The 22,753-nt window shown below is 39.5% G+C and carries 24 protein-coding genes; 5 read left to right on the top strand and 19 right to left on the bottom strand.

Annotated elements, in window-relative coordinates:
* Window positions 1-47: 47 nt before the first annotated feature.
* The 8 genes from ppiD to rpmH all read right to left on the bottom strand — a co-directional run bounded on the left by ppiD (window position 48) and on the right by rpmH (window position 6,938).
* Entirely contained in the window at window positions 48-1,925 is a 1,878-nt protein-coding gene (ppiD, locus tag AC979_RS03560) for a peptidylprolyl isomerase (protein ID WP_049372882.1), read from the bottom strand.
* Window positions 1,926-1,992: 67 nt separating this feature from the next.
* Window positions 1,993-2,550, bottom strand: a complete 558-nt coding sequence (locus AC979_RS03555) for a manganese efflux pump MntP family protein (protein ID WP_049372881.1) — start codon at window positions 2,548-2,550, stop codon at window positions 1,993-1,995.
* A 10-nt stretch (window positions 2,551-2,560) separates the two neighbouring features.
* Window positions 2,561-3,919 (bottom strand): tRNA uridine-5-carboxymethylaminomethyl(34) synthesis GTPase MnmE, encoded by a 1,359-nt coding sequence (gene mnmE, locus AC979_RS03550; RefSeq protein WP_049372880.1) that lies wholly within the window; start codon window positions 3,917-3,919, stop codon window positions 2,561-2,563.
* A 299-nt stretch (window positions 3,920-4,218) separates the two neighbouring features.
* Window positions 4,219-4,536, bottom strand: coding sequence for a hypothetical protein (locus AC979_RS10370; protein WP_152670485.1), 318 nt, complete (start codon window positions 4,534-4,536; stop codon window positions 4,219-4,221).
* Window positions 4,537-4,576: 40 nt separating this feature from the next.
* Window positions 4,577-6,205, bottom strand: a complete 1,629-nt coding sequence (yidC, locus tag AC979_RS03545; protein WP_049372879.1) for a membrane protein insertase YidC — start codon at window positions 6,203-6,205, stop codon at window positions 4,577-4,579.
* Window positions 6,205-6,468: a membrane protein insertion efficiency factor YidD gene (gene yidD, locus AC979_RS03540; RefSeq protein WP_005695569.1), complete on the bottom strand. Its 264-nt coding sequence runs from the start codon at window positions 6,466-6,468 to the stop codon at window positions 6,205-6,207. Before yidD ends, yidC begins: the two co-directional genes overlap by 1 nt.
* Complete coding sequence (gene rnpA, locus AC979_RS03535; RefSeq protein ID WP_049369437.1) at window positions 6,423-6,791, bottom strand: ribonuclease P protein component; 369 nt, start codon at window positions 6,789-6,791, stop codon at window positions 6,423-6,425. Before rnpA ends, yidD begins: the two co-directional genes overlap by 46 nt.
* Window positions 6,792-6,803: 12 nt before the next feature.
* Window positions 6,804-6,938 carry a 50S ribosomal protein L34 gene (rpmH, locus tag AC979_RS03530; protein ID WP_005539760.1) on the bottom strand — a complete coding sequence of 45 codons (135 nt, stop codon included), beginning with the start codon at window positions 6,936-6,938 and terminating at the stop codon, window positions 6,804-6,806.
* 318 nt (window positions 6,939-7,256) lie between these two features.
* Here rpmH and dnaA point away from each other — a divergent pair, with 318 nt between their 5' ends.
* The 3 genes from dnaA to recF are packed head-to-tail and all read left to right on the top strand — an operon-like array spanning window position 7,257 to window position 10,823.
* Window positions 7,257-8,624, top strand: a complete 1,368-nt coding sequence (gene dnaA, locus AC979_RS03525; protein WP_049372878.1) for a chromosomal replication initiator protein DnaA — start codon at window positions 7,257-7,259, stop codon at window positions 8,622-8,624.
* A 10-nt stretch (window positions 8,625-8,634) separates the two neighbouring features.
* Window positions 8,635-9,735 carry a DNA polymerase III subunit beta gene (gene dnaN, locus AC979_RS03520; RefSeq protein ID WP_049372877.1) on the top strand — a complete coding sequence of 367 codons (1,101 nt, stop codon included), beginning with the start codon at window positions 8,635-8,637 and terminating at the stop codon, window positions 9,733-9,735.
* A gap of 5 nt (window positions 9,736-9,740) precedes the next feature.
* The gene (gene recF / locus AC979_RS03515; RefSeq protein WP_014064019.1) at window positions 9,741-10,823 is read left to right on the top strand and encodes a DNA replication/repair protein RecF; all 1,083 of its coding nucleotides are present in this window, start codon (window positions 9,741-9,743) and stop codon (window positions 10,821-10,823) included.
* A 63-nt stretch (window positions 10,824-10,886) separates the two neighbouring features.
* Here recF and nagA read toward each other — a convergent pair whose 3' ends face one another.
* From nagA to AC979_RS03485, 6 genes are all read right to left on the bottom strand, one after another.
* Window positions 10,887-12,032 (bottom strand): N-acetylglucosamine-6-phosphate deacetylase, encoded by a 1,146-nt coding sequence (nagA, locus tag AC979_RS03510; protein ID WP_049372876.1) that lies wholly within the window; start codon window positions 12,030-12,032, stop codon window positions 10,887-10,889.
* 36 nt (window positions 12,033-12,068) lie between these two features.
* Entirely contained in the window at window positions 12,069-12,872 is an 804-nt protein-coding gene (gene nagB / locus AC979_RS03505) for a glucosamine-6-phosphate deaminase (RefSeq protein ID WP_049372875.1), read from the bottom strand.
* Between the two features lie 88 nt (window positions 12,873-12,960).
* Window positions 12,961-13,839 (bottom strand): N-acetylneuraminate lyase, encoded by an 879-nt coding sequence (gene nanA, locus AC979_RS03500; RefSeq protein ID WP_005695560.1) that lies wholly within the window; start codon window positions 13,837-13,839, stop codon window positions 12,961-12,963.
* A gap of 9 nt (window positions 13,840-13,848) precedes the next feature.
* The gene (locus AC979_RS03495) at window positions 13,849-14,715 is read right to left on the bottom strand and encodes a MurR/RpiR family transcriptional regulator (RefSeq protein ID WP_014064022.1); all 867 of its coding nucleotides are present in this window, start codon (window positions 14,713-14,715) and stop codon (window positions 13,849-13,851) included.
* Window positions 14,708-15,646 (bottom strand): N-acetylmannosamine kinase, encoded by a 939-nt coding sequence (locus tag AC979_RS03490; protein ID WP_049372874.1) that lies wholly within the window; start codon window positions 15,644-15,646, stop codon window positions 14,708-14,710. Before AC979_RS03490 ends, AC979_RS03495 begins: the two co-directional genes overlap by 8 nt.
* Before the next feature lie 11 nt (window positions 15,647-15,657).
* Entirely contained in the window at window positions 15,658-16,347 is a 690-nt protein-coding gene (locus tag AC979_RS03485) for an N-acetylmannosamine-6-phosphate 2-epimerase (protein WP_049372873.1), read from the bottom strand.
* A gap of 217 nt (window positions 16,348-16,564) precedes the next feature.
* On the opposite strand from AC979_RS03485, the gene nagE reads away from it, so the two are divergent.
* On the top strand, window positions 16,565-18,031 hold the full coding sequence (gene nagE, locus AC979_RS03480; protein ID WP_049372872.1) for an N-acetylglucosamine-specific PTS transporter subunit IIBC: 1,467 nt from the start codon (window positions 16,565-16,567) through the stop codon (window positions 18,029-18,031).
* A 509-nt stretch (window positions 18,032-18,540) separates the two neighbouring features.
* Here nagE and crp read toward each other — a convergent pair.
* The 5 genes from crp to coaBC form a co-directional block, all read right to left on the bottom strand.
* Entirely contained in the window at window positions 18,541-19,209 is a 669-nt protein-coding gene (crp, locus tag AC979_RS03475) for a cAMP-activated global transcriptional regulator CRP (RefSeq protein ID WP_049372871.1), read from the bottom strand.
* 16 nt (window positions 19,210-19,225) lie between these two features.
* Window positions 19,226-19,444 carry a YheU family protein gene (locus AC979_RS03470; protein ID WP_049363060.1) on the bottom strand — a complete coding sequence of 73 codons (219 nt, stop codon included), beginning with the start codon at window positions 19,442-19,444 and terminating at the stop codon, window positions 19,226-19,228.
* Window positions 19,445-19,465: 21 nt separating this feature from the next.
* A complete protein-coding gene (gene slmA / locus AC979_RS03465) occupies window positions 19,466-20,119 on the bottom strand; it encodes a nucleoid occlusion factor SlmA (RefSeq protein ID WP_049372870.1) in 654 nt (217 codons plus the stop codon).
* Window positions 20,120-20,122: 3 nt separating this feature from the next.
* Window positions 20,123-20,578, bottom strand: coding sequence for a dUTP diphosphatase (gene dut / locus AC979_RS03460; protein ID WP_049372869.1), 456 nt, complete (start codon window positions 20,576-20,578; stop codon window positions 20,123-20,125).
* Between the two features lie 72 nt (window positions 20,579-20,650).
* A complete protein-coding gene (gene coaBC / locus AC979_RS03455) occupies window positions 20,651-21,853 on the bottom strand; it encodes a bifunctional phosphopantothenoylcysteine decarboxylase/phosphopantothenate--cysteine ligase CoaBC (RefSeq protein WP_049372868.1) in 1,203 nt (400 codons plus the stop codon).
* Between the two features lie 203 nt (window positions 21,854-22,056).
* Here coaBC and radC point away from each other — a divergent pair, with 203 nt between their 5' ends.
* Window positions 22,057-22,722, top strand: coding sequence for a RadC family protein (gene radC / locus AC979_RS03450; protein ID WP_049372867.1), 666 nt, complete (start codon window positions 22,057-22,059; stop codon window positions 22,720-22,722).
* Window positions 22,723-22,753 lie beyond the last annotated feature (31 nt).

The raw sequence follows: 22,753 nt of genomic DNA, 5'->3' as shown, positions 1-22,753 counted from the left end.
CTTTTATTTTCCATCAGAAATTGATGATGAATGACATTTCAATCGGCTTAGTGAGCCGCACCTTCTTCTGAATCATCTTGATTAATAAAGCTGGTATTAATCTCGATTTGTGCTTTTTCACGCAATGCTTGCATTAACTGTCCTTGCAATTCGCCTTGACGCGCACGAACAAGTTGAGTGCTAAATTTCGCTAATTCTTGTTCACTTAAAGTAGGCTCTTCTACACGTTCAAGAGCAACCACAACCACATCACCTTTGCTGTTACGAGCAACTTGATAAGCCGCTTTGCCATCTTGTGGTTTTGCAATGGCAAATACACCTTCATAAAGCACCGGATCTTTATTATCCACTAACGTAAAGGTTTGTGGCTCACCAAAACTAATACCTGCTGGTAGTTTGGTTGGATCGGCAGATAGCGCTTTAACGGCTTGCTCTGCTTTTTCAGTCAATACTTTATCGGCTTTTTCACGTTTTAAGAATTGCTCAATCGTTGCTTTCGCTTCATCAAGGCTTTGTAAACCTTCAGCTTTATGATCCACTACACGCACCACAACAAATTCATTTTCACCAACCGTTAATGGCTCAGAATTTGCTCCACCGTTTGCAATATCTGATTCAAAAATGGTAGAAGTCACATTTGGGAAATTTAACGCCGCAGGGACATTATTTTTACCGAAATAATCTGTTTCCTCCACTTTCACGCCTGCTGCTTCTGCTACTGCAGCTAAAGAATCACTGCTTTCTGCTGCTTTTGCACGAACCGCTTTTTCTACCGCTTGGAAACGACTTCCTGCTAAGTTTTTACGTACGATATCCGCGATTTGCTCTTTTACTTCGTCTAAAGTACGTTCTTTACGATCTTGCACTAAAATAATATGGTAAGCCCCATCCACATTAACTGGTGTGCTATATTGACCAACATTTAATAATAATGCTGCATCTTCAAAGTTTTTCGGTAATTCGTTGTCTTTTACCCAACCTAATTCACCGCCTTGTGCACCAGAAAGTTTATCTACAGATTTCGCTTTTGCTAACTCAGCAAAATCAGCGCCTTTTTGCAGTTCTTGATAAACCGCATCCGCTTCTTTCTCAGTTGCTAATTGGATATGCGCTAATTTTTGGCTAATGAATTGCGCTTTATTTTCTTGATAATATTGTGCAATTTGTGTTTCAGTTACAGGTTGTAATTTACCTAATTCATTCGCTGAAACGCGAATATATTGCACTTTCGCCTGTTCAGGTTGAACAAGCGATTTCGCATTCGCATCGTAATACGCTTTAATTTCTTCTTCTGTCACCTTTTGTTTTGCCACTTCATCAGCTAATGGAAGGGTTGCAAGACGAGCGATACGTTTTTGGAAAAAGGTTTGTGCACTATCTTTTACTTGAGCCGGCACAACAAATTCACTGTCAGCCAAACCGTTTTGCATTTGTTCAAGTGTTAATGCATTACGTAAAATAGCCGCATAAGTATCGGACGTTAAACCATTTTGAGTCAATAATTGTTGATAACGGGTATTATCAAATTTACCGTTAGATTGTAAGTTAGGATCGCTTACAATCGCACGTTTGATCATGTCGTCACTTACACCTAATTTTAATTCTTTGGCATATTGACGGATTAATTCTTGATCAACTAAACGTTGAATTAAATTTTGACGAAGTGCGGTCACAAATTCCACAGAGTCGGTTTTCGCTAAGAAACTCTCGCCTTCTTGTTGTGCTCGCGCTTCAAACTCTTGGTTGTAACGATTTAAAAAATCTTGTTGAGAGATAGTTTCGCCATTTACTTTTGCAGCAAAACTCTCGTTGCCACCATACAAATAGCCTGACATCCCACCGATTAAAAATGAAACTGGAAGTAAAGCAAAGATCGCTTTCCCGATAAAGCTATGGGCGACGCCATGCATTTTTTCAATTAACATTCAATTATTACCCTTTTAAAAAAGACAAAGTTCGTAAGATTATAATCTAAAAGGCGAAAATTCGCACTTAAAAAACACCATGTTCGTGTAGGATTTTCACAGCTATGACTAATAACACTAAACCACCAAAAATCTCTGCTTTGCTTTTGAATTTTTTTCCTAAAAAATGACCGCTCTTTACTCCAATAAAAGAGATGACAAAGGTTGTTAAACCTATGATGAAGACAGCCAATAAAATGTCCACGGAAAGAAAAGCAAAAGAGACACCAATGGCTAACGCATCAATACTCGTTGCCACACCAAGTGTTAGCAAGTGTTTTAAACTAATCAATGAGGGAGCGGGTTCATCATTCGAGCTAAGTCCTTCTCGAATCATATTCACACCGATGAGCGCAAGCAAAACAAAGGCAAGCCAATGATCCCAATTTTGAATCATCTGACTAAATTGCAGTCCGACAACATAGCCTATCGCAGGCATGATGCCTTGGAATAGCTCAAAACAGCATGCGATAGCTAATGCTTGTTTCCATCGAAAAGCGCGCATTGCTAAGCCTTTAGAGATGGAAACTGCAAAGGCATCCATCGAAAGACCAAGTGCAATGACCCACAACATATGAAAAGTCATAAACTACAGTTTATTTTCCAATACAGAAAGAACTGAAAATATTGCCGAGCAAATCATCCGAAGTAAATTGCCCCGTAATTTCACTTAAGTTAGCTTGTACTAAACGAAGTTCTTCCGCCAATAATTCACCTGCATGAAATTCAGTTAATTGGACTAACCCAATTTGTAAATGTTCAGCCGCTTTTTCTAAGGCATCAAGATGACGACGGCGTGCTAAGAAACCACCTTCCATCCCTGTTTGGAAGCCCATAGCCTGTTTTAAATGCTCACGCAATAAATCTACACCCTGATGTGTTTGGGCGGATAAACAAACGGTCGTTGTTCCATTTTCTTCTTTTAGCCCAACGGCCTCGCCACTTAAATCTACTTTATTGCGAACGATAGTCACCGGCATATTATTAGGTAATTTTGACAAAAATTCTGACCGCACTTTTTCAATATTTTGGCTATCAGGATCGCTACTGTCTAACATTAAGATAATACGATCGGCTTGCTCAATCTCCGTCCAGGCACGCGAGATCCCGATACGTTCAACTTCATCTGTCGCTTCACGAAGCCCTGCGGTATCAATAATATGTAAAGGCATGCCATCAATATGAATATGCTCACGCAACACATCACGAGTGGTTCCTGCAATATCTGTCACAATGGCGGCCTCTCTGCCCGCTAAAGCATTCAGTAAACTTGATTTACCTGCATTTGGACGACCGGCAATCACCACTCTCATCCCTTCACGCAAAATCGAGCCTTGTTTTGCTTCGCTACGGACTAAATCAAGCTGAGTGATAATTTCTCGTAATTTTGCTTCGATTTTACCGTCTGCCAAAAAGTCAATTTCTTCATCGGGGAAATCAATCGACGCTTCCACATAAGTACGAAGATAAATCACGGAATCCACTAACTGATTCACTTTATTAGAAAATTCACCTTGTAATGATTTTAATGCTGAACGAGCAGCTTGCTCCGAAGTGGCATCAATTAAATCCGCGATCGCTTCTGCTTGAGCTAAATCTAATTTATCATTTAAAAAAGCCTGTTCAGAAAACTCACCGGGACGCGCAAGACGAACTCCATCAAGTTGTAAGATTCGTTTTAGCAACAAATCTAATACCACTTGTCCACCATGGCCTTGCAATTCCAATACGTCTTCACCGGTAAAGGAATTCGGTGATTTAAAATAAAGCGCAATGCCTTGATCTAAAACTGTACCATCAGCATCTTTAAAAGGTAAATAGTCTGCCATTCTTGGTTTAGGACATTTACCCAGTACCGCTTGTGCCACTTCAACCGCTTTCGGGCCGGATACACGCAAAATACCAATACCGCCACGTCCTGGCGCTGTCGCTTGTGCAACGATTGTTTCTTTCATAAAAACTCACTAAAAATTGACCGCTCTTATTGCGGTTATCTTGAGGAAAAATTAATTGGAAAGAGCATTAAGTTTCATTACTTCAGATGCATCAATATAGGAGACCGAGCTCGTTCTTTTTTTATAAATTTGGAGTATTTGCCCATTCTCTACCAAATTATAAACCTTTTTAGAAGTGAATCTTTCATTTCCATATTGATTAGATGAAATATAAATACTATATATCGATTTGTTTTTACGCTTATAAGTAACCTCGGCTAGATAGTTTTCTTCTTGCCCCAAAATAGAAACATAGAAAGTTAAGAAGGTGTTTGAGAGTAAGAAAAAGCAACAAAAAAACAACCACAGAGAAAAATATACCCTAATATGTTATAAAAAATATTTTCTTTGGGTTTCTTTTTATTGGAAGCTCTTTTAGGCTTTGCTTTCCTTTGTAAAAGGACATTTTCTACTTCCCAATAAATCATGACTGAAAAAAGAAGGATGCTTAATAAAAGGGAAACATAAACATCAAAACGAGCACCAAGAATTAGGCTTTTATCCGAAAGAGTAGGATATATAATTAGCCCAATTAAAATAAATAACGAAATAACTTTTAGCCTTGTATTGAACATCATAAATATATGTAAAAACCGCACCCAAAGGTGCGGTTAGTGATTATTTTTTACGGGTATGTAGCCCTTTTTTCTCTAAACCACGGTAGATCATTTGTTGTTGTACGATAGTGATTAAGTTAGACACTAACCAGTAAAGTACCAGACCTGCTGGGAACCAGAGGAAGAAGAACATGAAGATCAACGGCATGAAGTTCATCACTTTTTGTTGCATAGGATCGGCAACTGGAGTCGGTGACATTTTTTGTAACAAGAACATTGATCCGCCCATTAAGATTGGAAGAATGTAGTAAGGGTCTTGTGCCGATAAATCTTGAATCCAACCAAAGAATGGCGCATGACGAAGTTCAACTGCTTCCATAAACGTCCAGTATAATGCAATGAAAATTGGCATTTGGAGGATTAATGGTAAGCAACCGCCAAGTGGATTTACTTTTTCTTCTTTGTAAAGTTTCATCATTTCTTGGCTCATACGTTGACGATCATCACCAAAACGTTCGCGCATTTCTTGCATTTTTGGTTGCAACATACGCATTTTCGCCATAGAAGTATATTGTGCTTTTGTAAGCGGATACAAAATCGCTTTCACCACTAAGGTGACACAAATAATTGCCACACCCCAGTTAGATACAATACTTTGAATGAAAGTTAATAACCAGAATAATGGTTTCGCGATAAACCACGCCCAACCGTAATCAACGGTTAAGTCTAAGTGGTTAGCCACTTCCGCCATTTTGTTCTGCAATTTTGGACCAGTCCATAATGAGCTGGTAATTGTTTCTGTTGCACCCGCTGGAATAGATACCACTGGACCACGATAACCAATAGACGCAACGTTATTTTTGCTGTCTGTAATACTATAAAGTTGGTTATTTACATCTTGATTTGGGATCCAAGCTGATACGAAATAGTGTTGTAACACAGCAACCCAACCTGCTTTGGTATCGATAGAAAGATTTTTGTCTTTCATATCGCTGAAGCTGTATTTTTTGTAATTTGTTTCAGAAGAAGAATACGCACCACCGGTATAAGTAGGCATTGCCACGTTACCGCTACTTTCAACTAATGTATGTTTTAATTGGCCATAAGGTTCAACTTCAATTGCGCTACCACTTTGGTTCACAATTTCAAAGTTGACACCAACATCGTAACTATCACGTTTTAACACAAAGATTTTACGATAAGTCACACCATCTTTTTCAAATGTTAATGGCACAGAAAGTTCATTTTGACCCTCTGCTAATTTGAAATTGTCGCCAGTAACTTGATATTGCGCGCGACCTGCTTTTGTATCGATCCCGTTTTTACCGATTAAGCCACTTTGTGCAATATAAACATGATCGTTTGTATCTTTTAACAAGACGAAAGGCTCTTTTGAACCTAATTCTGCATCATATTTTAATAATTCAGAACTGATTACATCACCACCTAATGTATCCACTTTCAAACGGAATACATCATTTTCTAATGTGATAATGTGACCTTTTGTTTGTGAATCTGCCACTACTTCAGCAGATGAAGAAGAACTTGCCGGGACATCAGAAGAGGCGGCTGTTGTTTGTTCCGTGGTCTGTTGTTGAACAGGTGGATTTTTATCAAGTTGCCATTGCTGATAAACAAGGAAAGAAATAAAGAGTAGTGCAAGCACTAATAGGCTACGTCTTGAGTCCATTATTTTTTCTCATCGTTATTATTAATCTTTTTCGGCGGAACAGGATCGAATCCACCGGCGCTTAAGGGGTGACATTTTAATACACGTTTTAGCGTAAGCCAACTACCTTTTAACAATCCATGTGTTTTTAACGCCTCAATACCATAACAAGAACAGGTTGGCACAAAACGACAACGCGGCCCAATTAAAGGGCTAATCGCTACTTGATAAAACTTAATTAAAGCGATGAGGATTTTTGTGCCAAACGAATGTGACGTGCCCATAATTTATCCAAAGTTTGTAAAAACGTTTTATTATCAAGCTGACCAATGCCACGTTTCGCCACAAAGACAAAGTCACAAGAAGGCAAATTATGTTGGGATAAACGAAAACTTTCACGAACTAAACGTTTGATACGATTACGATCATGCGCTCGTTTAAGATGTTTTTTAGCCACAGTTAAACCTAAGCGTGGATGCTCAAGATTATTTTTGCGTGCGAGAATGGTAATTTCAGGGGTGCTTGCTCGAAACGGTTGTTCGAAGACATTTTTGAATTGAGTGGGAGTTAACAATCGTAACTCCCGAGAGAAGTTTAGCTTAATCACTAAAAGAGGTGATTATGCAGATAAACTCTTACGACCTTTAGCACGACGACGAGCTAAAACTTGACGGCCGTTTTTAGTTGCCATACGAGCACGGAAACCGTGAGTACGGCTACGTTTTAATACAGAAGGTTGAAATGTACGTTTCATTGTAATCTACCTAAATCAAAATGGTTTACTGTTTTGATATTCAAAACACAACAAGGGTTATAAAAAATAGACCGCAATTTTAATCATAAATTGGGCTTTCGTCAAATAAGAAAAGAGAAAATTCCGAAATAATCTTCCGTTTCTTCTAAAATCGTGGGGATTATACGGATTTTGGACAAAATCTCAAGCAACCTTTTTGTCTTTTTTTGATGAGCAACAGAAGATCTTTTGCCTAAATTATTGTAAAATTCTCTCCGATTTTTAACCGCACTTTTGCGGCTTTTATTTTATACGCATATAACATAAGGATAATTTATCGTGAGCCTTTCTACCCTATGGCAAGATTGCTTATCACAACTACAAGATCAAGTTTCTCCGATGGATCTCAGCACTTGGTTACGCCCATTACAAGCGGATGTCATCTCGCAAGATCAAGTAGTGCTATATGCGTCCAATATGTTTGTGAAAAGCTGGGTAGAAAATCACTACTTGGCACAAATTCATCAAATTTGCCAAGGCCTTACTAAAAATCCAAATTTACAAATTATTGTAAAAGAAGGGGTAAAACCCGCTCCCAAAGTGGCTGAACCTGCCCAGACTCAAACAGCTAATAATCAAGAAAGTGCGGTCAGTTTTCAGCAAGAATCTGATGCGACAACTAAATTTGAATCACATCTAAATCGTAAGCATTTATTTGAAAACTTTGTTGAAGGTAAATCAAACCAACTCGCCCGCGCTGTCGGTCAAAAACTCGCTCTCGCACCTGGCGAACCAACGGCAAACCCATTCTTTTTATATGGCGGGACAGGCTTAGGTAAAACCCACTTATTACACGCAATCGGTAATGGTATTTTAGCGAATAAACCGAATGCTCGCGTGCTTTATATCCATGCCAATAATTTTATGCAGCACATGGTAAAAGCGATGCGTGATAATAAAATGGATCAATTCAAAAAATTCTATCGTTCTCTTGATGCATTATTAGTGGATGATATTCAATTCTTTGCAGAGAAAGAAAAAACACAAGAAGAATTTTTCCATATTTTCAACAATTTATTTGAAACTGGTCGTCAAATTATTTTGACCTCTGACCGCTATCCAAAAGAAATTGAAAAAATTGAAGAACGCCTAAAATCTCGCTTCGGTTGGGGTTTAACGACTGCGATTGAACCACCTGATTTAGAAACTCGTGTTGCGATTTTGCTGAAAAAAGCGGAAGAACATCATATGGAGCTGCCAGAAGAAGTGGCATTCTTTATTGCCCAACGCTTACGCACCAATGTTCGTGAATTAGAAGGTGCCTTAAACCGCGTGAAAGCGATGCAAGACTTCAAGGGGGGGCACATTGATATTGATTTTGTCCGTGACACATTAAAAGATATTCTTGCCTTACAAGAACGTTTAGTAACCATTGAAAATATTCAGAAAGTCGTGGCAGAATACTATCGAATTAAAGTGGCGGATTTAAAATCAAAAAGCAGAGCAAGATCCGTCACTCGTCCCCGCCAAGTTGCGATGGCGTTAGCAAAAGAATTAACCAATAAAAGCTTACCGGAAATTGGTCGAGCCTTTGAACGTGATCACACGACTGTCTTAAATGCCTGCCGTGAAGTGCCTAAATTCCGTGAAAAAGACAGCAGTATTCAAGAAGACTGGGCGAATTTAATTCGCACATTATCTGCATAAGGAGCCAATGATGCAATTCAGCATTTCAAGAGAAAATCTACTAAAACCCTTACAGCAAGTTTGTGGCGTATTAAGCAATCGTCCGAATATTCCTGTATTAAATAACGTGTTATTACAAATTGAAGATAACCGTTTGACTATTACAGGTACAGACCTTGAAGTTGAGCTTTCTAGCTATACTCAACTTTCTTCTTCAACTGCGGATGGCTCGTTCACCATTCCGGCTAAAAAATTCTTAGATATTTGCCGCACCCTATCAGATGAATTTGAAATTACCGTTACCTTTGAAGAAGATCGCGCCATTGTAGAATCAGGTCGCAGTAAATTTAATCTCACTACTCTGCCCGCTGAAGAATATCCAAATCTAACGGATTGGCAATCTGAAGTGGATTTTGCCTTACCGCAAAGCACCTTGCGTCGTTTAATTGAAGCAACCCAATTTTCAATGGCAAACCAAGATGCCCGCTATTTCTTAAACGGCATGAAATTTGAAACGGAAGGTAATTTATTACGTACTGTTGCAACTGACGGTCACCGTCTTGCGGTTTGTACGATCGAATTAGATCAAGATCTGCAAACCCATTCAGTTATTCTCCCTCGCAAAGGTGTATTAGAACTGAATCGCTTATTAGAAAGCAGTGACGAACTTGCTCGTTTGCAAATCGGCACGAATAATCTTCGCATTCACTTAAACCACATTGTGTTTACCTCAAAACTCATTGATGGTCGCTTCCCTGATTACCGTCGTGTATTACCACGTAATGCAACTCGTATCGTAGAAGGTAACTGGGAAACCTTAAAACAAGCTTTTGTACGCGCTTCTATCCTTTCAAATGAACGTGTACGTAGTGTGCGTTTAAACTTAAGTGAAAACCAACTTAAAATTACCGCCTCTAACCCAGAACATGAAGTGGCAGAAGAAACCGTGGATGTGAATTACCAAGGTGAGGAAATGGAAGTTGGCTTTAATGTGACTTACATTTTAGATGTATTAAACGCCTTAAAATGCCAACAAGTACGTATTCGCCTCACTGATGCGTCATCAAGCTGTTTAATTGAAAACAGCGAAGATGCAAGCGCAGAATACGTCATTATGCCAATGCGCCTCTAGAAATAATGGCCATTTCCCGCTTAATTGTTGAAAAATTTAGAAATTTGAATGCCGTGGATCTTGAATTTGATCACGGCTTTAACTTTTTAGTCGGTAATAACGGTAGCGGAAAAACGAGCTTATTAGAAGCAATTTTTTATCTCGGACATGGACGCTCTTTCAAAAGTGCGGTCGCAAATCGCATCATTTCTTACGACGAACCTCATTTCACGCTTTTTGGTCAAATTCAAGAAAGCCAGCATCAATGGTCTGTTGGCTTACAAAAACTTCGTCAAGGTAATACCATTGCGAAAATAAATGGTGAAGACGGTAATAAAATTGCCGATCTCGCTCACCTTTTACCGATGCAATTAATTACGCCAGAAGGACTTACCCTATTAAATGGCGGACCTAGTTTTCGACGTGCATTTTTAGATTGGGGCTTATTCCACCACCATAATAGCTTTCATTCCTCTTGGGTCGCCTTAAACCGTTTATTAAAGCAGCGAAATGCCGCACTCAGTCAAAATCAGCCTTATTCTGCAATAAAAATATGGGACATTGAATTAGCTAAATTAGCCCATCAAGTGAGTGATTGGCGCGCTGAATACGCGGAGGCTTTACGTCCTGAGATCGAAAAAACCTGCCAGTTATTTTTACCTGAATTAGAAATTACTGTTAGCTTTCATCAAGGCTGGGAGAAAGAGACAGAATATGGCGAATTATTGGCGCAAAACTTTGAGCGAGATAAAGCCATTGGCTATACGGTTTCTGGTCCACAAAAAGCCGATTTCCGTTTTAAAGCCAATGGACTCCCCGTGGAAGATGTACTCTCTCGTGGTCAATTAAAATTATTGATGTGTGCGCTACGTTTAGCCCAAGGTGAGCATTTAATGATTCAAAAACAACGTCATTGTATCTTTCTAATTGATGACTTTGCCTCAGAGTTGGATCAACATAAACGTGCGCTTCTAGCTGAACGCTTGCAACAAAGTGGTTCTCAAGTCTTTGTTACGGCCATCACGCAAGGTCAACTCAAAGAGATGCAAGTGGGAAAAGGAAAATTGTTTCAAGTGGATACCGGTAAGATCACCGAATTGCAACCATAAAAAATAATCCGATCGGTTTAAGGATCGGATTACGTTTAAAACAATGCTATTTTTGACCGCACTTTAGTTTGGTTTCCATTCACCATTCAATACGGTACCTATCACATCATAATCTTTTGTGAATACAGCCAAATTAGCCACTTTACCGGCTTCAACAGAACCTAAACGATCATCTACGCCAATCGCTCTTGCCGGGTACAGGTTACTCATGCGAATTGCTTCCGCTAATGGAATTTCTACATACTCTACAGCATTCTTAATAGATTCCATCATGGTAATCGATGCACCCGCAATCGTACCATTTGCATCGTAGCAACGACCTTCTTTCACATAAATCGGTTTTCCTACAAAAGTGAAAGTTTCCAATTCAGGTGGTGCACCTGCAGCTGCAAGAGAATCGGTTACAATGCAAAGTTTGTCACCTTTCGCTTTTTTATCTAAGCGAACATTACCAAAATTCACATGCACACCATCTACAATAATTCCCGTGTAAACATCGGAATCTAACACTGCGCCAACTACGCCCATCGCACGTCCTGAACTGATCGGTGACATCGCATTATGCAAGTGTGTCGCAAAGGTTGCCCCTTTATGAAAGGCGGCTTTTGCTACTTCATAAGTCGCATTAGAATGACCTATAGATACGATAATCCCCGCTTTTACAAAGTCAGGAATATATTGCACCGTTGGGTTTTCAGCGGCAATGGTCAGTTTGGTGATAACATCCGCGTTATCACATAAGAAATCTTTCATCTCTGGCGTCGCTTCACGGATATATTCCGGGCGGTGTACGCCTTTTTTCTCAAGACTTAAATAAGGTCCTTCGATATGTAAGCCAAGCGCTTGGTTTTTATGCTTATTTAAATATTCACGCATAATATTTACTGCGCGTTTGATATCTTCATCTGGTGCAGTAATAAACGTTGGTAAGAAACTGGTACAGCCTGATTTTAAGTTCGTGGCTTGCATAATTTCTAATGTTTCCACGCTTGTTTGATCGTTAAACATCACGCCGCCACAGCCATTTAATTGCAAATCAATAAAACCCGCTGTGAGATTATGCCCTTTCAAATCAATGGTTTGAATTCCACTTTCTAATTCGCTTTGTGGAATAACGGCTTGAATATATTCCCCTTCAATAACTACCGCATAATCTCTTAACACCTCATTTTTAGTGTAGATTACGCTGTTAATTAATGCATACTTCATCATACCTTCCTAAAATCAAATTAAAATTAACCGCACTTATAATACACTATGAATCGCGCGACCTTCCAATTCAGTAAAATATTTCACTGTTTTGACTTTCAATTCTTGCAATGCAGGCTCATCACATACCAAAACGAAATGACGATGAAGCTGTAAAGCACTCACTGTCCAAAGGTGATTAATACTGCCCTCTACGGCTGCTTGTACAGCTAACGCTTTATTATGACCCGTTGCTAAAATCATCACTTCTTCTGCATCAAGTAATGTCCCTACACCGATTGTTAAGGCATATTTTGGTACTTGATTTACATCATTATTAAAGAAACGAGAATTCGCGATAATAGTATCTGGCGTTAAAGTTTTAATACGGGTACGCGAACTTAAAGAAGACGCAGGTTCATTAAAGGCAATATGCCCATCAACACCTACACCGCCCATAAATAAATGAATTTTGCCATAAGATTTAATTTTTTCTTCATAACGACGGCATTCTTCATCATGGTCATTGGTATTACCATTTAAAATATTGATATTTTGCGGTTGAATATCAATATGATTGAAGAAATTATTATGCATAAAGCTGTGATAACTTTCTGGATGCTCTTTTGGCAAGTCCACATATTCATCCATATTGAAGGTCACCACATGTTTAAAACTCACTTCTCCCGCTTGATTTAATTTAATCAATTCTTGATAGGTCTTAAGTGGCGTCCCACCTGTTGGTAAACCTAATACAAAAGGACGTTCTGCGGTAGGTTTAAAATGATTAATTCGATCAGCAATATGACGCGCCGCCCAACGGCTGACTTGTTGTTCATTGTTCAGAGGAATGAGACGCATAATAACCTTCCTTATCAGTACCACACCGACATTCTTTCCTCTCCGATAGAGAGAGGAAAGAAGTAAGTGCGGTCACTTTTCCATTAATTTATAAATATTTTGCTTTTAACTCTTTCGCTTTCGCTAATTGCTCTGGCGTTGCTTTCGCTGTCATTGGCTCACGGCAATAACCTGCATCCACGCCATCTAGTTTCAATAACTCTTTGATAGTGAGATATAAGCCATTCGCTAAAATGCCTTCGATAAGATCATTGGTCACATGTTGCACTTGAAGCGCATCAGCCAATTTACCTTGTTTGGTTAATTCAAAGATTTGTCTTGCTCGTACACCGTTTACGTTGAATGTACTACCGATCGCACCATCTACACCAAGAGATACAGCTGGAACCATCATTTCATCAAAACCAGCCCAAATGAGGTGATTTGGATAAGCTTTTTTCAAACGTTCTAATAAATAGAAGTCCCCAGCGGTAAATTTCACACCAAGCACTTTCGGGTTTTTATAAAGTTCGCCAAATTGCTCAATGCCCATATTCACGCCAGTTAAGAACGGAATTGAATACACGATCATGTTATTGCCTGTTTCCGCAATAATGGTGTCATAGTAATGTTTGATTTCAGGGAAACTGAATTTATAGTAGAAAGGCGTTACCGCAGAAAGACTGTCATAGCCTAATTCGGTTGCATATTTACCTAATTCCACTGCTTCATGTAAGTTCACGCTACCCACTTGTGCGATTAATGCGACTTGGTCTTTTGCTTCATCTTTCGCGATACGGAAAATTTGTTTTTTCTCTTCCGTAGAAAGCATGAAGTTTTCACCTGTTGAGCCGCCTACATATAAACCATCAATTTTCATCTTATCAATGTTATAGCGAATAATTTCACGCAAACCTTTTTCATTGATAGAGCCATCTTCATTGAATGATACTAATAACGCACTAAAAATACCTTTTAAGTTACGCATTTTTCTCTCCTATTTAATACGTTGTTCTAAAATGACATTTAATGTTTTTTGCTTTATTTTGACCGCACTTTCCTGCGATGCCTGTACCAATAAAGCATAAATCAAATCTAATACGAATAATTGAGCAATCTTCGTGCCGATAGAGTCGCCTTGTAACTTGCCTTGCTTATTGCCATTCACTAAAACAAGATCGGCATATTCAGTGATTGGAGAACGCAAGCTGTGTGTAATCGCAATGGTTTTGGCGCCATTTTCTTTGGCGATTTTCATGGTATGAGTGGTTTCTTGAGAATAACCAGAATGGCTCAAACCAATTGCCACATCTTTTTTCGTCAATAACGATGCCTGCATATACATAAAATGGTTGTTACCTGTCGCATCCACTTGCACACCGATACGCATCAGTTTATTTTTGGCATCTTCCGCAGTAATACCTGATGTACCCACACCAAATAAAAAGACACGATTCGCTTGCTGAATGGCTTTCACTGCTTCTTCCAACTGCTCAAAATCTAATAAATTAATGGTTTCATCCATCACGTTATTGATGGCAGATTTCAGCTTATGCGCAATATTCAATGAGTTGTCAGAATCGGTAATATCTGAATCTAATACAGTGTTATCTTTGCCATCTTTCGTGGCAAGCTCAATAGATAATTCTAATTTAAAATCACTGAAACCTTTAAATCCAAGAGTGCGGCAAAAACGCACAAAGGTCGCTTCCCCGACTTCTAAATGAGCCGCAATTTCAGCTAGAGGACATTGCACCGCAAGATCAGGATTCAATAAAATCGCATCCGCAATTTTCTTTTCAGTTTTCGTTAAACTGCGATATAACGAGCTGATGGTATTTAAAATATTGCCATTTTTAGCCATAAACCACTCCCGTATTTTTTGCTTGTAATAAGCAGTCTTTTACCCAGTAAGCTGCACCAATCAAGCCAGCATCTTGCCCGAATTTAGCACTTTCTAATTCACAATGATAAACATCAGGAAGCTCACTTAATAAAGATTGAACCAACGGTAAATAACCTTCTGCTAATCCGACACTACCGCCAACCACGACTTTCTGCATATCTAAGCCGATCTTCAAATCCGCAATCAAATTCGCAATGGCTTGGGCTGAACGAGTCACAAGTGCGGTCGCTTTTTCATCATTTTGACGAAAACGTGCAAAAACTTCTTTCGGATCACAAGGATCATCCCATTGAGAAGAAACTGCTTCAATCGCTCGACCTGATGCAATGGCTTCGACACAACCACGGCGACCACAGCCGCAAACGGGGCCATTAGGATCGGCCAAAGTATGACCTATATGCCCTGCAATGCCGTTTGGCTCAGTAAGTAAACGATGATTTAAAATTAAACCGCCACCCACGCCTGTGGAAACCGTAATAAAGGTAAAGTTTTGCACATCATCAGGATTTTGTAGTTGATACTCTGCATAGGCTGCAGCTTGCACGTCATTAAGCAACCCAATCGGTTTATCAGTATGCTGTGCAATGCTGTCTTTTAGCGGGAATTGGGCTAATCCACCCAAATTTTTAGGGTTAAGTGCAGTCAAAACGCCTTGGTTAATAATGCCCGTTGAAGCAACGGCAACATAATCAAACTGCCCTTCATATTCTTTTAACAACTGAGCAAGGGTTTGATGCATCGCTTGTGCGGCATCATCCTGTGGCGTGGAAATCTGTTTTCGCTGTTGAATCTCACCATTTTTTACTATAGCAGAAGCAATTTTCGTGCCACCAATATCTAATGCCAAACAACGCTGTAATGTCTGACCACTATCCACTGTTAATGACATGTCTTCTTCCTTTATTTTTTTGCTGAATGAATGGCTTTAGCAAACCAGCTTACAATATGCTCTAAACGCGTTAATGCAGAACCAACTGTCACGCAATAAGCACCAATTTCAATGGCTGTTTTCGCCAACTCTGGGGTGTTATAACGTCCTTCCGCCATGACACGACAGCCTGCCGCTTTCAAATCTTTGACTAATTGATAATCTGGCTCTTCCGGTACAGCACCACCTGTGTAGCCAGACATCGTACTACCCACGATATCAAAACCGAGTTTTTGACAATACAAACCTTCTTCTAAATTCGAACAATCTGCCATGGCTAAACAGCCTAATTCGTGGATTTTTTTGACCGCACTTTCAATATCTACCGGTCTAGGACGATTTGTTCCATCCACAGCAATAATATCTGCACCCGCTTTCGCTAAATCTTCAATATCATGCAAAAATGGGGTAATTCGCACTGGGCTGTCAGGTAAATCACGTTTCACAATACCAATAATCGGCACATTCACGGTAGGGCGTGTTGCTTTGAGATTTTCTACGCCCTCAATGCGCAATCCCGCTGCGCCACCAATAACAGAAGCCTGCGCCATCGCCGCCACGATTTCTGGTTTATCCATCGGGCCGTCATCGACAGGCTGACAAGAAGCAATAAGACCAAATTTGATTTTATCTAAGACTTCATTATGTGATAATTTCGACATATAAACTCCTATATTAGACAGTAACACTTGGTGTCCTTTTGGCTCTTTCGTCATTATAGTAAAACTCACGCCATAAAAAAATATTTTTTGAAGTTTAATTTCAAAATTTGTGATCGGCTTCTCAAATTTAAGATAAAGTGACAACATCTATACAAAATATTCTTTTTTACTTTAAAATATGAAGTAATGCTTCATTACTTATAAATAGGAGAAAAAAATGAATGTGTTAGGTTATGCGCAAAAAATTGGGCAGGCCTTGATGGTACCTGTCGCTGTTTTACCAGCAGCTGCTGTACTGATGGGTATCGGTTATTGGCTTGACCCTGATGGCTGGGGTGCAAACAGTCAACTTGCTGCATTTTTAATTAAATCAGGCGGTGCTATCATCGATAACATGGGCCTGCTTTTTGCCGTTGGCGTTGCTTTCGGTTTATCTAAGGACAAACATGGTTCTGCTGCGCTTTCAGGTTTAGTGGGTTACTATGTGGTAACCACTCTACTTTCACCAGGCAGTGTTGCTCAACTACAACATATTGATGTAAGCGAAGTGCCTGCTGCCTTCGGAAAAATCAATAACCAATTTATTGGGATTTTAATCGGGGTAATTTCGGCTGAACTTTATAACCGTTTCTATCAAGTGGAATTGCCAAAAGCACTTTCCTTCTTTAGCGGAAAACGTCTTGTGCCGATTGTTGTCTCTTTTGTTATGATGCTTCTTAGCTTCGTATTGCTCTACATCTGGCCATATATTTTCGGCGGTTTAGTGTCATTCGGTGAAAGCATTAAAGACTTAGGCGCAGTTGGTGCAGGTCTTTATGGTTTCTTCAACCGTTTACTCATTCCGGTTGGCTTACACCACGCATTAAACTCTGTATTCTGGTTTGACGTAGCTGGTATCAACGATATTCCAAACTTCTTAGGTGGTGCGAAATCACTTGCTGAAGGTACGGCAACAGTTGGTGTAACGGGTATGTATCAAGCCGGTTTCTTCCCTGTCATGATGTTCGGCTTACCGGGTGCGGCATTAGCGATTTATCTCAGTGCTAAACCAAGCCAAAAAACAAAAGTGGCATCAATTATGCTTGCGGGTGCATTTGCCTCATTCTTTACGGGTATCACTGAACCGTTAGAATTCTCTTTCATGTTTGTTGCGCCAGTGCTTTACTTCATCCACGCGGTATTAACCGGTATTTCCGTCTTTATCGCGGCGACAATGCATTGGATCGCAGGCTTCGGTTTCAGTGCAGGTCTTGTGGATATGGTGCTTTCATCACGCAACCCATTAGCAGTTGAATGGTATATGCTAATCGTACAAGGTTTAGTATTCTTCGTGATTTACTACGTGGTATTCCGTTTAGCAATCAAAGCTTTCAACCTAAAAACATTAGGTCGTACCGAAGAAGCGGAAGAAACCACTACTGCACAACCAGTAGCAAGCCAATCTCGCGAAGAAAGAGCGGTCAAATTTATTGATGCTTTAGGTGGTGCTGACAACTTCAAAAATATTGATGCTTGTATCACTCGCTTACGTTTAAGCTTAGTGGATCAACACAAAATTAATGAAGAGCAACTCAAGTCTCTTGGTGCAAAAGGCATCGTGAAAATTGGTAATGATGGCTTACAAGTGGTTCTCGGCCCTGAAGCTGAACTTGTGGCAGAAGCCATGAAACAAAAAGTGAAATAACACACACCAAATGAAATACCGACTCAGAAATGGGCCGGTATTTTTTTGTCAAAAATAAAGCAAAAAATGACCGCACTTTAACTGAAAATTTCTCGTTTGAAGTGATTTTGATGAATATTTGAAAATTGAAGATTGTTTTGAAGGGTGGTGGAACTAAGCAGAATTGGTCTTAACAGCAAGTGGCTTACTGCATCGCATCCCTGCGGGATTTCTACCTAGCCCACCATAGATTTAAAGCATCTCTGGGGTTCCAGTCTGCGATATAAAATTAAAAGATTAAGCATCTTTCAAAAGCCACTTATATATTCAGGAGACCAATCCTGACTTCCAAACAAACCACGTTGGAAGGCAGTATTATGATAGAAGTCTTCCGCAATTTTGTCAATTAAGATATTGCACTAAAAGAAGTATTTTTTCGCTTTTCGTATAAAAATTAACAAAGCCATTTCAACTATCACATCAATGTAACAAAAACAAAATAACCGTCTGATTAGAGACGGTTATTTTTGCTATCTTGTGCCATAAACCACAATGGTTTTGCCGTGTGCATGAATGAGATTTTGATCTTCCAGCATCTTAATTATTCGCCCTACGGTTTCACGCGAACAGCCTACCATCTGGCCGATTTCCTGACGCGTAATTTTAATCTGCATACCATCAGGATGCGTCATCGCTTCAGGTTGTTTTGCCAAGTGCATAAGCGCCTGAGCAATACGTCCAGCTACATCTAAAAAGGCCAAGTTCGTCACTTGTCGAGATGTATTTTGCAAACGTTTTGATAACTGAGCAGTAAGGAACATTAAAATCTCAGGATTAATTTGAATCAGCTGACGATATTTTTTATAGGAAATTTCCGCAATTTCACAAGGCGTTTTCGTTTTCACCCAAGCAGAACGTTTCGAGCCTTCATCAAATAAACCGGCTTCACCAAAAAATTGTCCGGCACCTAAATAAGATAAAATCATCTCTTTGCCTTCATCATCTTTCGATGAAACCATCACGGTTCCTTTAATTAAGAAATATAAAATATTCGCATCTTCCCCTGCATGGATTAAGGTCGATTTTGCAGGATATTTATGCAAATGACAGTGAGTTAGGAACCAATCCAGAGCAGGATCACGTTGTTGATCATCGTCCTGCGGCTTTTGTTCTTCTAATAATTCTATATTTTCTGACATATAAGCTCCTATTGATTTATTTTAGAAATTCCATTTTATCTTTTATATCAATGGATTCATGTAATTCTGACCAAACAATCACTGCACTTCCATTGTGAATTTTGTTTAGTAGGTGTTGTTTTTTTTGTTCTAAAGAAAATTCGTGTGAACCATAATCGGTACCTTCCCTAAGTATCACACTTTCCACTATATTTTCTAACGTTTCTGTTGGCAATTCTTGCCACGGAATAATCATATATTTATCAACTAAAGTCAATTAAGCAAAAAGTGGTTCAAGAAAACGCCATTGCTGTTCAAAACTTTGATTAGCGCCTAAACGGAAATTTGTTCGGACATAACGCATAAATTGTCCTTCACAAAGCGTCACTAAATGACCTGCAATAATACGTTCATCCACGTTAAAACCACGTCCTTCACGTAATTTTCGCATTTGTAAAATATTCACAAATTGCATTTCAAGACGATCGAAAAATTGGGCGACACGAGCCTGTAGAAGTGGTTCTTCAAACATTAAGGCATGTCCCGTTAAAATACGAGTTAAACCAGGGTTTTTACGCGCAAAGTCAAGGATCATCTGCATAATGTCACGCACACGATTCATGGTGTTTGTTTCATTACGAATTGATGCTGTAATACGGCTAAATAAATTCGCTTCGATATTATCGATCAACGCTTCAAACATTTTGGTTTTACTTGGGAAGTAACGATAAAGTGCGGCTTCTGACACCCCTACTTCTTCCGCCAAACGCGCCGTCGTCATCCGCTCCATTCCGCGTTCAGAATGCAACATATGGGTGAGCACCGTCAACACTTGTTGACGACGTTCTTTTACCGTACGCTTTTCGATTTTTGGCGGTTTGATTTCCGCCGCAATCTCATCAACTTCTACGAGAGATAATTGTTCTACCATAGTTTATTTTTTACCTGAATGACCAAAACCGCCTTCACCACGTTCCGTTTCGGTAAATTCACTAACAATATTGAATTCAGCTTGTACTACCGGCACAAAAACTAATTGGGCAATACGATCACCGACTTCGATTTTGAACGGTTCACTACCACGATTCCATACTGATACCATGAGTGGGCCTTGATAATCTGAATCAATTAAGCCCACTAAGTTACCTAATACAATACCGTGTTTATGGCCTAAACCAGAACGAGGCAGAATCACCGCAGCTAGATTTGGATCGGCAATATAAATTGAAAGGCCTGTTGGGATAAGTTTAGTTTCGCCTGGCTGAATCTCAATCCCCTCTTCAAGCAATGCACGTAAATCTAAACCTGCTGAACCTTCAGTTGCATAGGTTGGTAAAGGAAATTCGTTGCCAATACGGCTATCTAAAATTTTTACATCAATTTTCTTCATGCTTATTATCCTTTAAAAGAAATCTTAAATACAAAAGTGCGGTCACAAAATCTAACGAATTTTGAGCCTATTTTATTTGTGATAATGCTCAACAATTTCAGCGACCAACACTTCTGCCAATGTATTTTTATCGGCTAACGGCAATGCTTTTTCGCCTGTTTTCCAAAAAATCTGCAAGGCATTTTGATCTTGTCCGAATACTTGCCCACCCGATACATCATTCGCACAAATCATATCTAAATTTTTGCGTTGAAGTTTGCTCTTCGCATACTCAGCGACATTTTGCGTTTCAGCGGCAAAGCCCACCACAAATGGACGATCTTTTTCTAAACTTGCCACAGTTGCGATAATGTCTGGATTTTTCACCAATTTAAGAGAAAGCTCATCGTTATCATTGGTTTTCTTAATTTTTTGATCCGCAACTTCCGCAACTCGATAATCTGCTACTGCGGCACAGCCAATAAAGATACGATTTTTGACCGCACTTTCAAGGGAAGCTTGCCACATTTCATGGGCAGTTGTCACATCAATGCGATGAACATTCTTCGGCGTAGCCAAATTAACAGGCCCCGCAATTAAAGTAACATTAGCCCCACGCTTAGCAAAGGCCTCGGCAATCGCAAAGCCCATTTTGCCTGAGCTGTGATTAGAAATATAACGAACAGGATCAATAGCTTCACGCGTCGGGCCTGCTGTAATGGTAACGCTTAAATCAGCTAAATCTTGTTGAACGGCAAAAAGTGATTGAAGCGACTCAAAAATTTCAGCGGGTTCAGACATTCTCCCTGCGCCCACATCACCACAAGCCTGAAAGCCACTATTTGGTCCAACAAAATGAATGCCTCGAGCAGAAAGGGCGGTCAAATTTTGTTGTGTAATCGCCTGGCGGTACATTTGCTGATTCATAGCCGGTGCGAGCAAAATAGGCGCACTTGTCGCAAGACAAATCGTACTTAGTAAATCATTTGCCATTCCAACGGTTAAACGTGCAATAAAATCGGCGCTGGCTGGTGCAATCACAATCGCATCAGCCCATTTTGCGAGCTCAATATGCCCCATGGCTAATTCGGCTTGAGGATCAAGTAAAGACTGAGAAACCGCATTGCCCGAAATGGCTTGTAGCGTTAAAGGTGTGACAAATTCAGCGGCAGCGGGTGTTAAAGCCACTCGAACTTCTGCGTTAGATTTGCGTAATAAACGAATAAACTCAATGGTTTTATAGGCGGCAATGCCTCCTGTAATCCCGACAACAATACGCTTTCCGCTCAAGCTCATTTGCTACTCCGCTACGACTTAATAGAATGGATATGTTTTTTTGTGTGTTAGTACTTAACAACTTAAGGTTGTCTATTTTACTTCAAATTTCACCAATAAAAAATTTTATTTTTGCGATCGCTATACCAAAAATAAAACAGACTTCTCGCCAAGATTCAAAACATCATGAAAATTAACCGCACTTTTTCTTTTCATTAATTAATATGCAAACAAACTCTCCTTTAATGCCTCGTGAAAAATTATTGGAATACGGCGTTGAAGCCTTAGAAGATCATGAATTACTCGCTATTTTTCTACGAACAGGGATTAAAGGTTGCCCTGTCATGGAATTATCACATAATGTGCTGCAACATTTTGGCTCTCTTCGAACCTTATTAAGCGCAGATAAAGAAGCCTTTTGCAAAGTAAAAGGATTAGGCATTACGCAGTTTATTCAACTGCAAGCCACCACAGAAATGACAAAGCGGTATCTGAAGCAAGAATTACTGATAGAGCATGTATTTAGCGACACATCTACGGTAAAGCTTTATCTTCAAGCTGAGCTTCATCACGAAGAACGTGAAATTTTTATGGTGTTATTTCTAGATAATCAACATCGTTTGATTAAAAAAGAGCGGTTATTTTTAGGAACAATTAATGTAACGAATGTTTATCCTCGTGAAATCATCAAAGAAAGCCTTTACTGCAATGCAGCCGCCTTAATTTTGGCTCACAACCACCCCTCTGGTCTGGCAGAACCAAGCTATTCTGACAAAATGATCACACAAAAAATTATTGAAGCTGCCGAGTTAATGGATATTCGTATTTTGGATCATTTTATTGTCGGCAAAGGGACTTGTTATTCTTTTGCTGAACATAATCTGTTATAGTTTTAGGGAATTTGATGATTTTTTTATCGTT

This window comes from Parahaemophilus parainfluenzae (assembly GCF_001053575.1).
Lineage (GTDB): Bacteria > Pseudomonadota > Gammaproteobacteria > Enterobacterales > Pasteurellaceae > Haemophilus_D > Haemophilus_D parainfluenzae_S.
Note: the sequence above shows the minus strand (reverse complement) of the source record. Positions and strands in the feature narration are given on the sequence as shown.

Excerpts from the sequence above, each read along its gene's own strand:
- ppiD (WP_049372882.1), bottom strand. The coding sequence starts at position 1,925 with ATGTTAATTGAAAAAATGCATGGCGTCGCCCATAGCTTTATCGGGAAA.
- AC979_RS03555 (WP_049372881.1), bottom strand. The coding sequence starts at position 2,550 with ATGACTTTTCATATGTTGTGGGTCATTGCACTTGGTCTTTCGATGGAT.
- mnmE (WP_049372880.1), bottom strand. The coding sequence starts at position 3,919 with ATGAAAGAAACAATCGTTGCACAAGCGACAGCGCCAGGACGTGGCGGT.
- AC979_RS10370 (WP_152670485.1), bottom strand. The coding sequence starts at position 4,536 with ATGATGTTCAATACAAGGCTAAAAGTTATTTCGTTATTTATTTTAATT.
- yidC (WP_049372879.1), bottom strand. The coding sequence starts at position 6,205 with ATGGACTCAAGACGTAGCCTATTAGTGCTTGCACTACTCTTTATTTCT.
- yidD (WP_005695569.1), bottom strand. The coding sequence starts at position 6,468 with ATGGGCACGTCACATTCGTTTGGCACAAAAATCCTCATCGCTTTAATT.
- rpmH (WP_005539760.1), bottom strand. The coding sequence starts at position 6,938 with ATGAAACGTACATTTCAACCTTCTGTATTAAAACGTAGCCGTACTCAC.
- dnaN (WP_049372877.1), top strand. The coding sequence starts at position 8,635 with ATGCAATTCAGCATTTCAAGAGAAAATCTACTAAAACCCTTACAGCAA.
- recF (WP_014064019.1), top strand. The coding sequence starts at position 9,741 with ATGGCCATTTCCCGCTTAATTGTTGAAAAATTTAGAAATTTGAATGCC.
- nagA (WP_049372876.1), bottom strand. The coding sequence starts at position 12,032 with ATGAAGTATGCATTAATTAACAGCGTAATCTACACTAAAAATGAGGTG.
- nagB (WP_049372875.1), bottom strand. The coding sequence starts at position 12,872 with ATGCGTCTCATTCCTCTGAACAATGAACAACAAGTCAGCCGTTGGGCG.
- nanA (WP_005695560.1), bottom strand. The coding sequence starts at position 13,839 with ATGCGTAACTTAAAAGGTATTTTTAGTGCGTTATTAGTATCATTCAAT.
- AC979_RS03495 (WP_014064022.1), bottom strand. The coding sequence starts at position 14,715 with ATGGCTAAAAATGGCAATATTTTAAATACCATCAGCTCGTTATATCGC.
- AC979_RS03490 (WP_049372874.1), bottom strand. The coding sequence starts at position 15,646 with ATGTCATTAACAGTGGATAGTGGTCAGACATTACAGCGTTGTTTGGCA.
- AC979_RS03485 (WP_049372873.1), bottom strand. The coding sequence starts at position 16,347 with ATGTCGAAATTATCACATAATGAAGTCTTAGATAAAATCAAATTTGGT.
- nagE (WP_049372872.1), top strand. The coding sequence starts at position 16,565 with ATGAATGTGTTAGGTTATGCGCAAAAAATTGGGCAGGCCTTGATGGTA.
- crp (WP_049372871.1), bottom strand. The coding sequence starts at position 19,209 with ATGTCAGAAAATATAGAATTATTAGAAGAACAAAAGCCGCAGGACGAT.
- AC979_RS03470 (WP_049363060.1), bottom strand. The coding sequence starts at position 19,444 with ATGATTATTCCGTGGCAAGAATTGCCAACAGAAACGTTAGAAAATATA.
- slmA (WP_049372870.1), bottom strand. The coding sequence starts at position 20,119 with ATGGTAGAACAATTATCTCTCGTAGAAGTTGATGAGATTGCGGCGGAA.
- dut (WP_049372869.1), bottom strand. The coding sequence starts at position 20,578 with ATGAAGAAAATTGATGTAAAAATTTTAGATAGCCGTATTGGCAACGAA.
- coaBC (WP_049372868.1), bottom strand. The coding sequence starts at position 21,853 with ATGAGCTTGAGCGGAAAGCGTATTGTTGTCGGGATTACAGGAGGCATT.
- radC (WP_049372867.1), top strand. The coding sequence starts at position 22,057 with ATGCAAACAAACTCTCCTTTAATGCCTCGTGAAAAATTATTGGAATAC.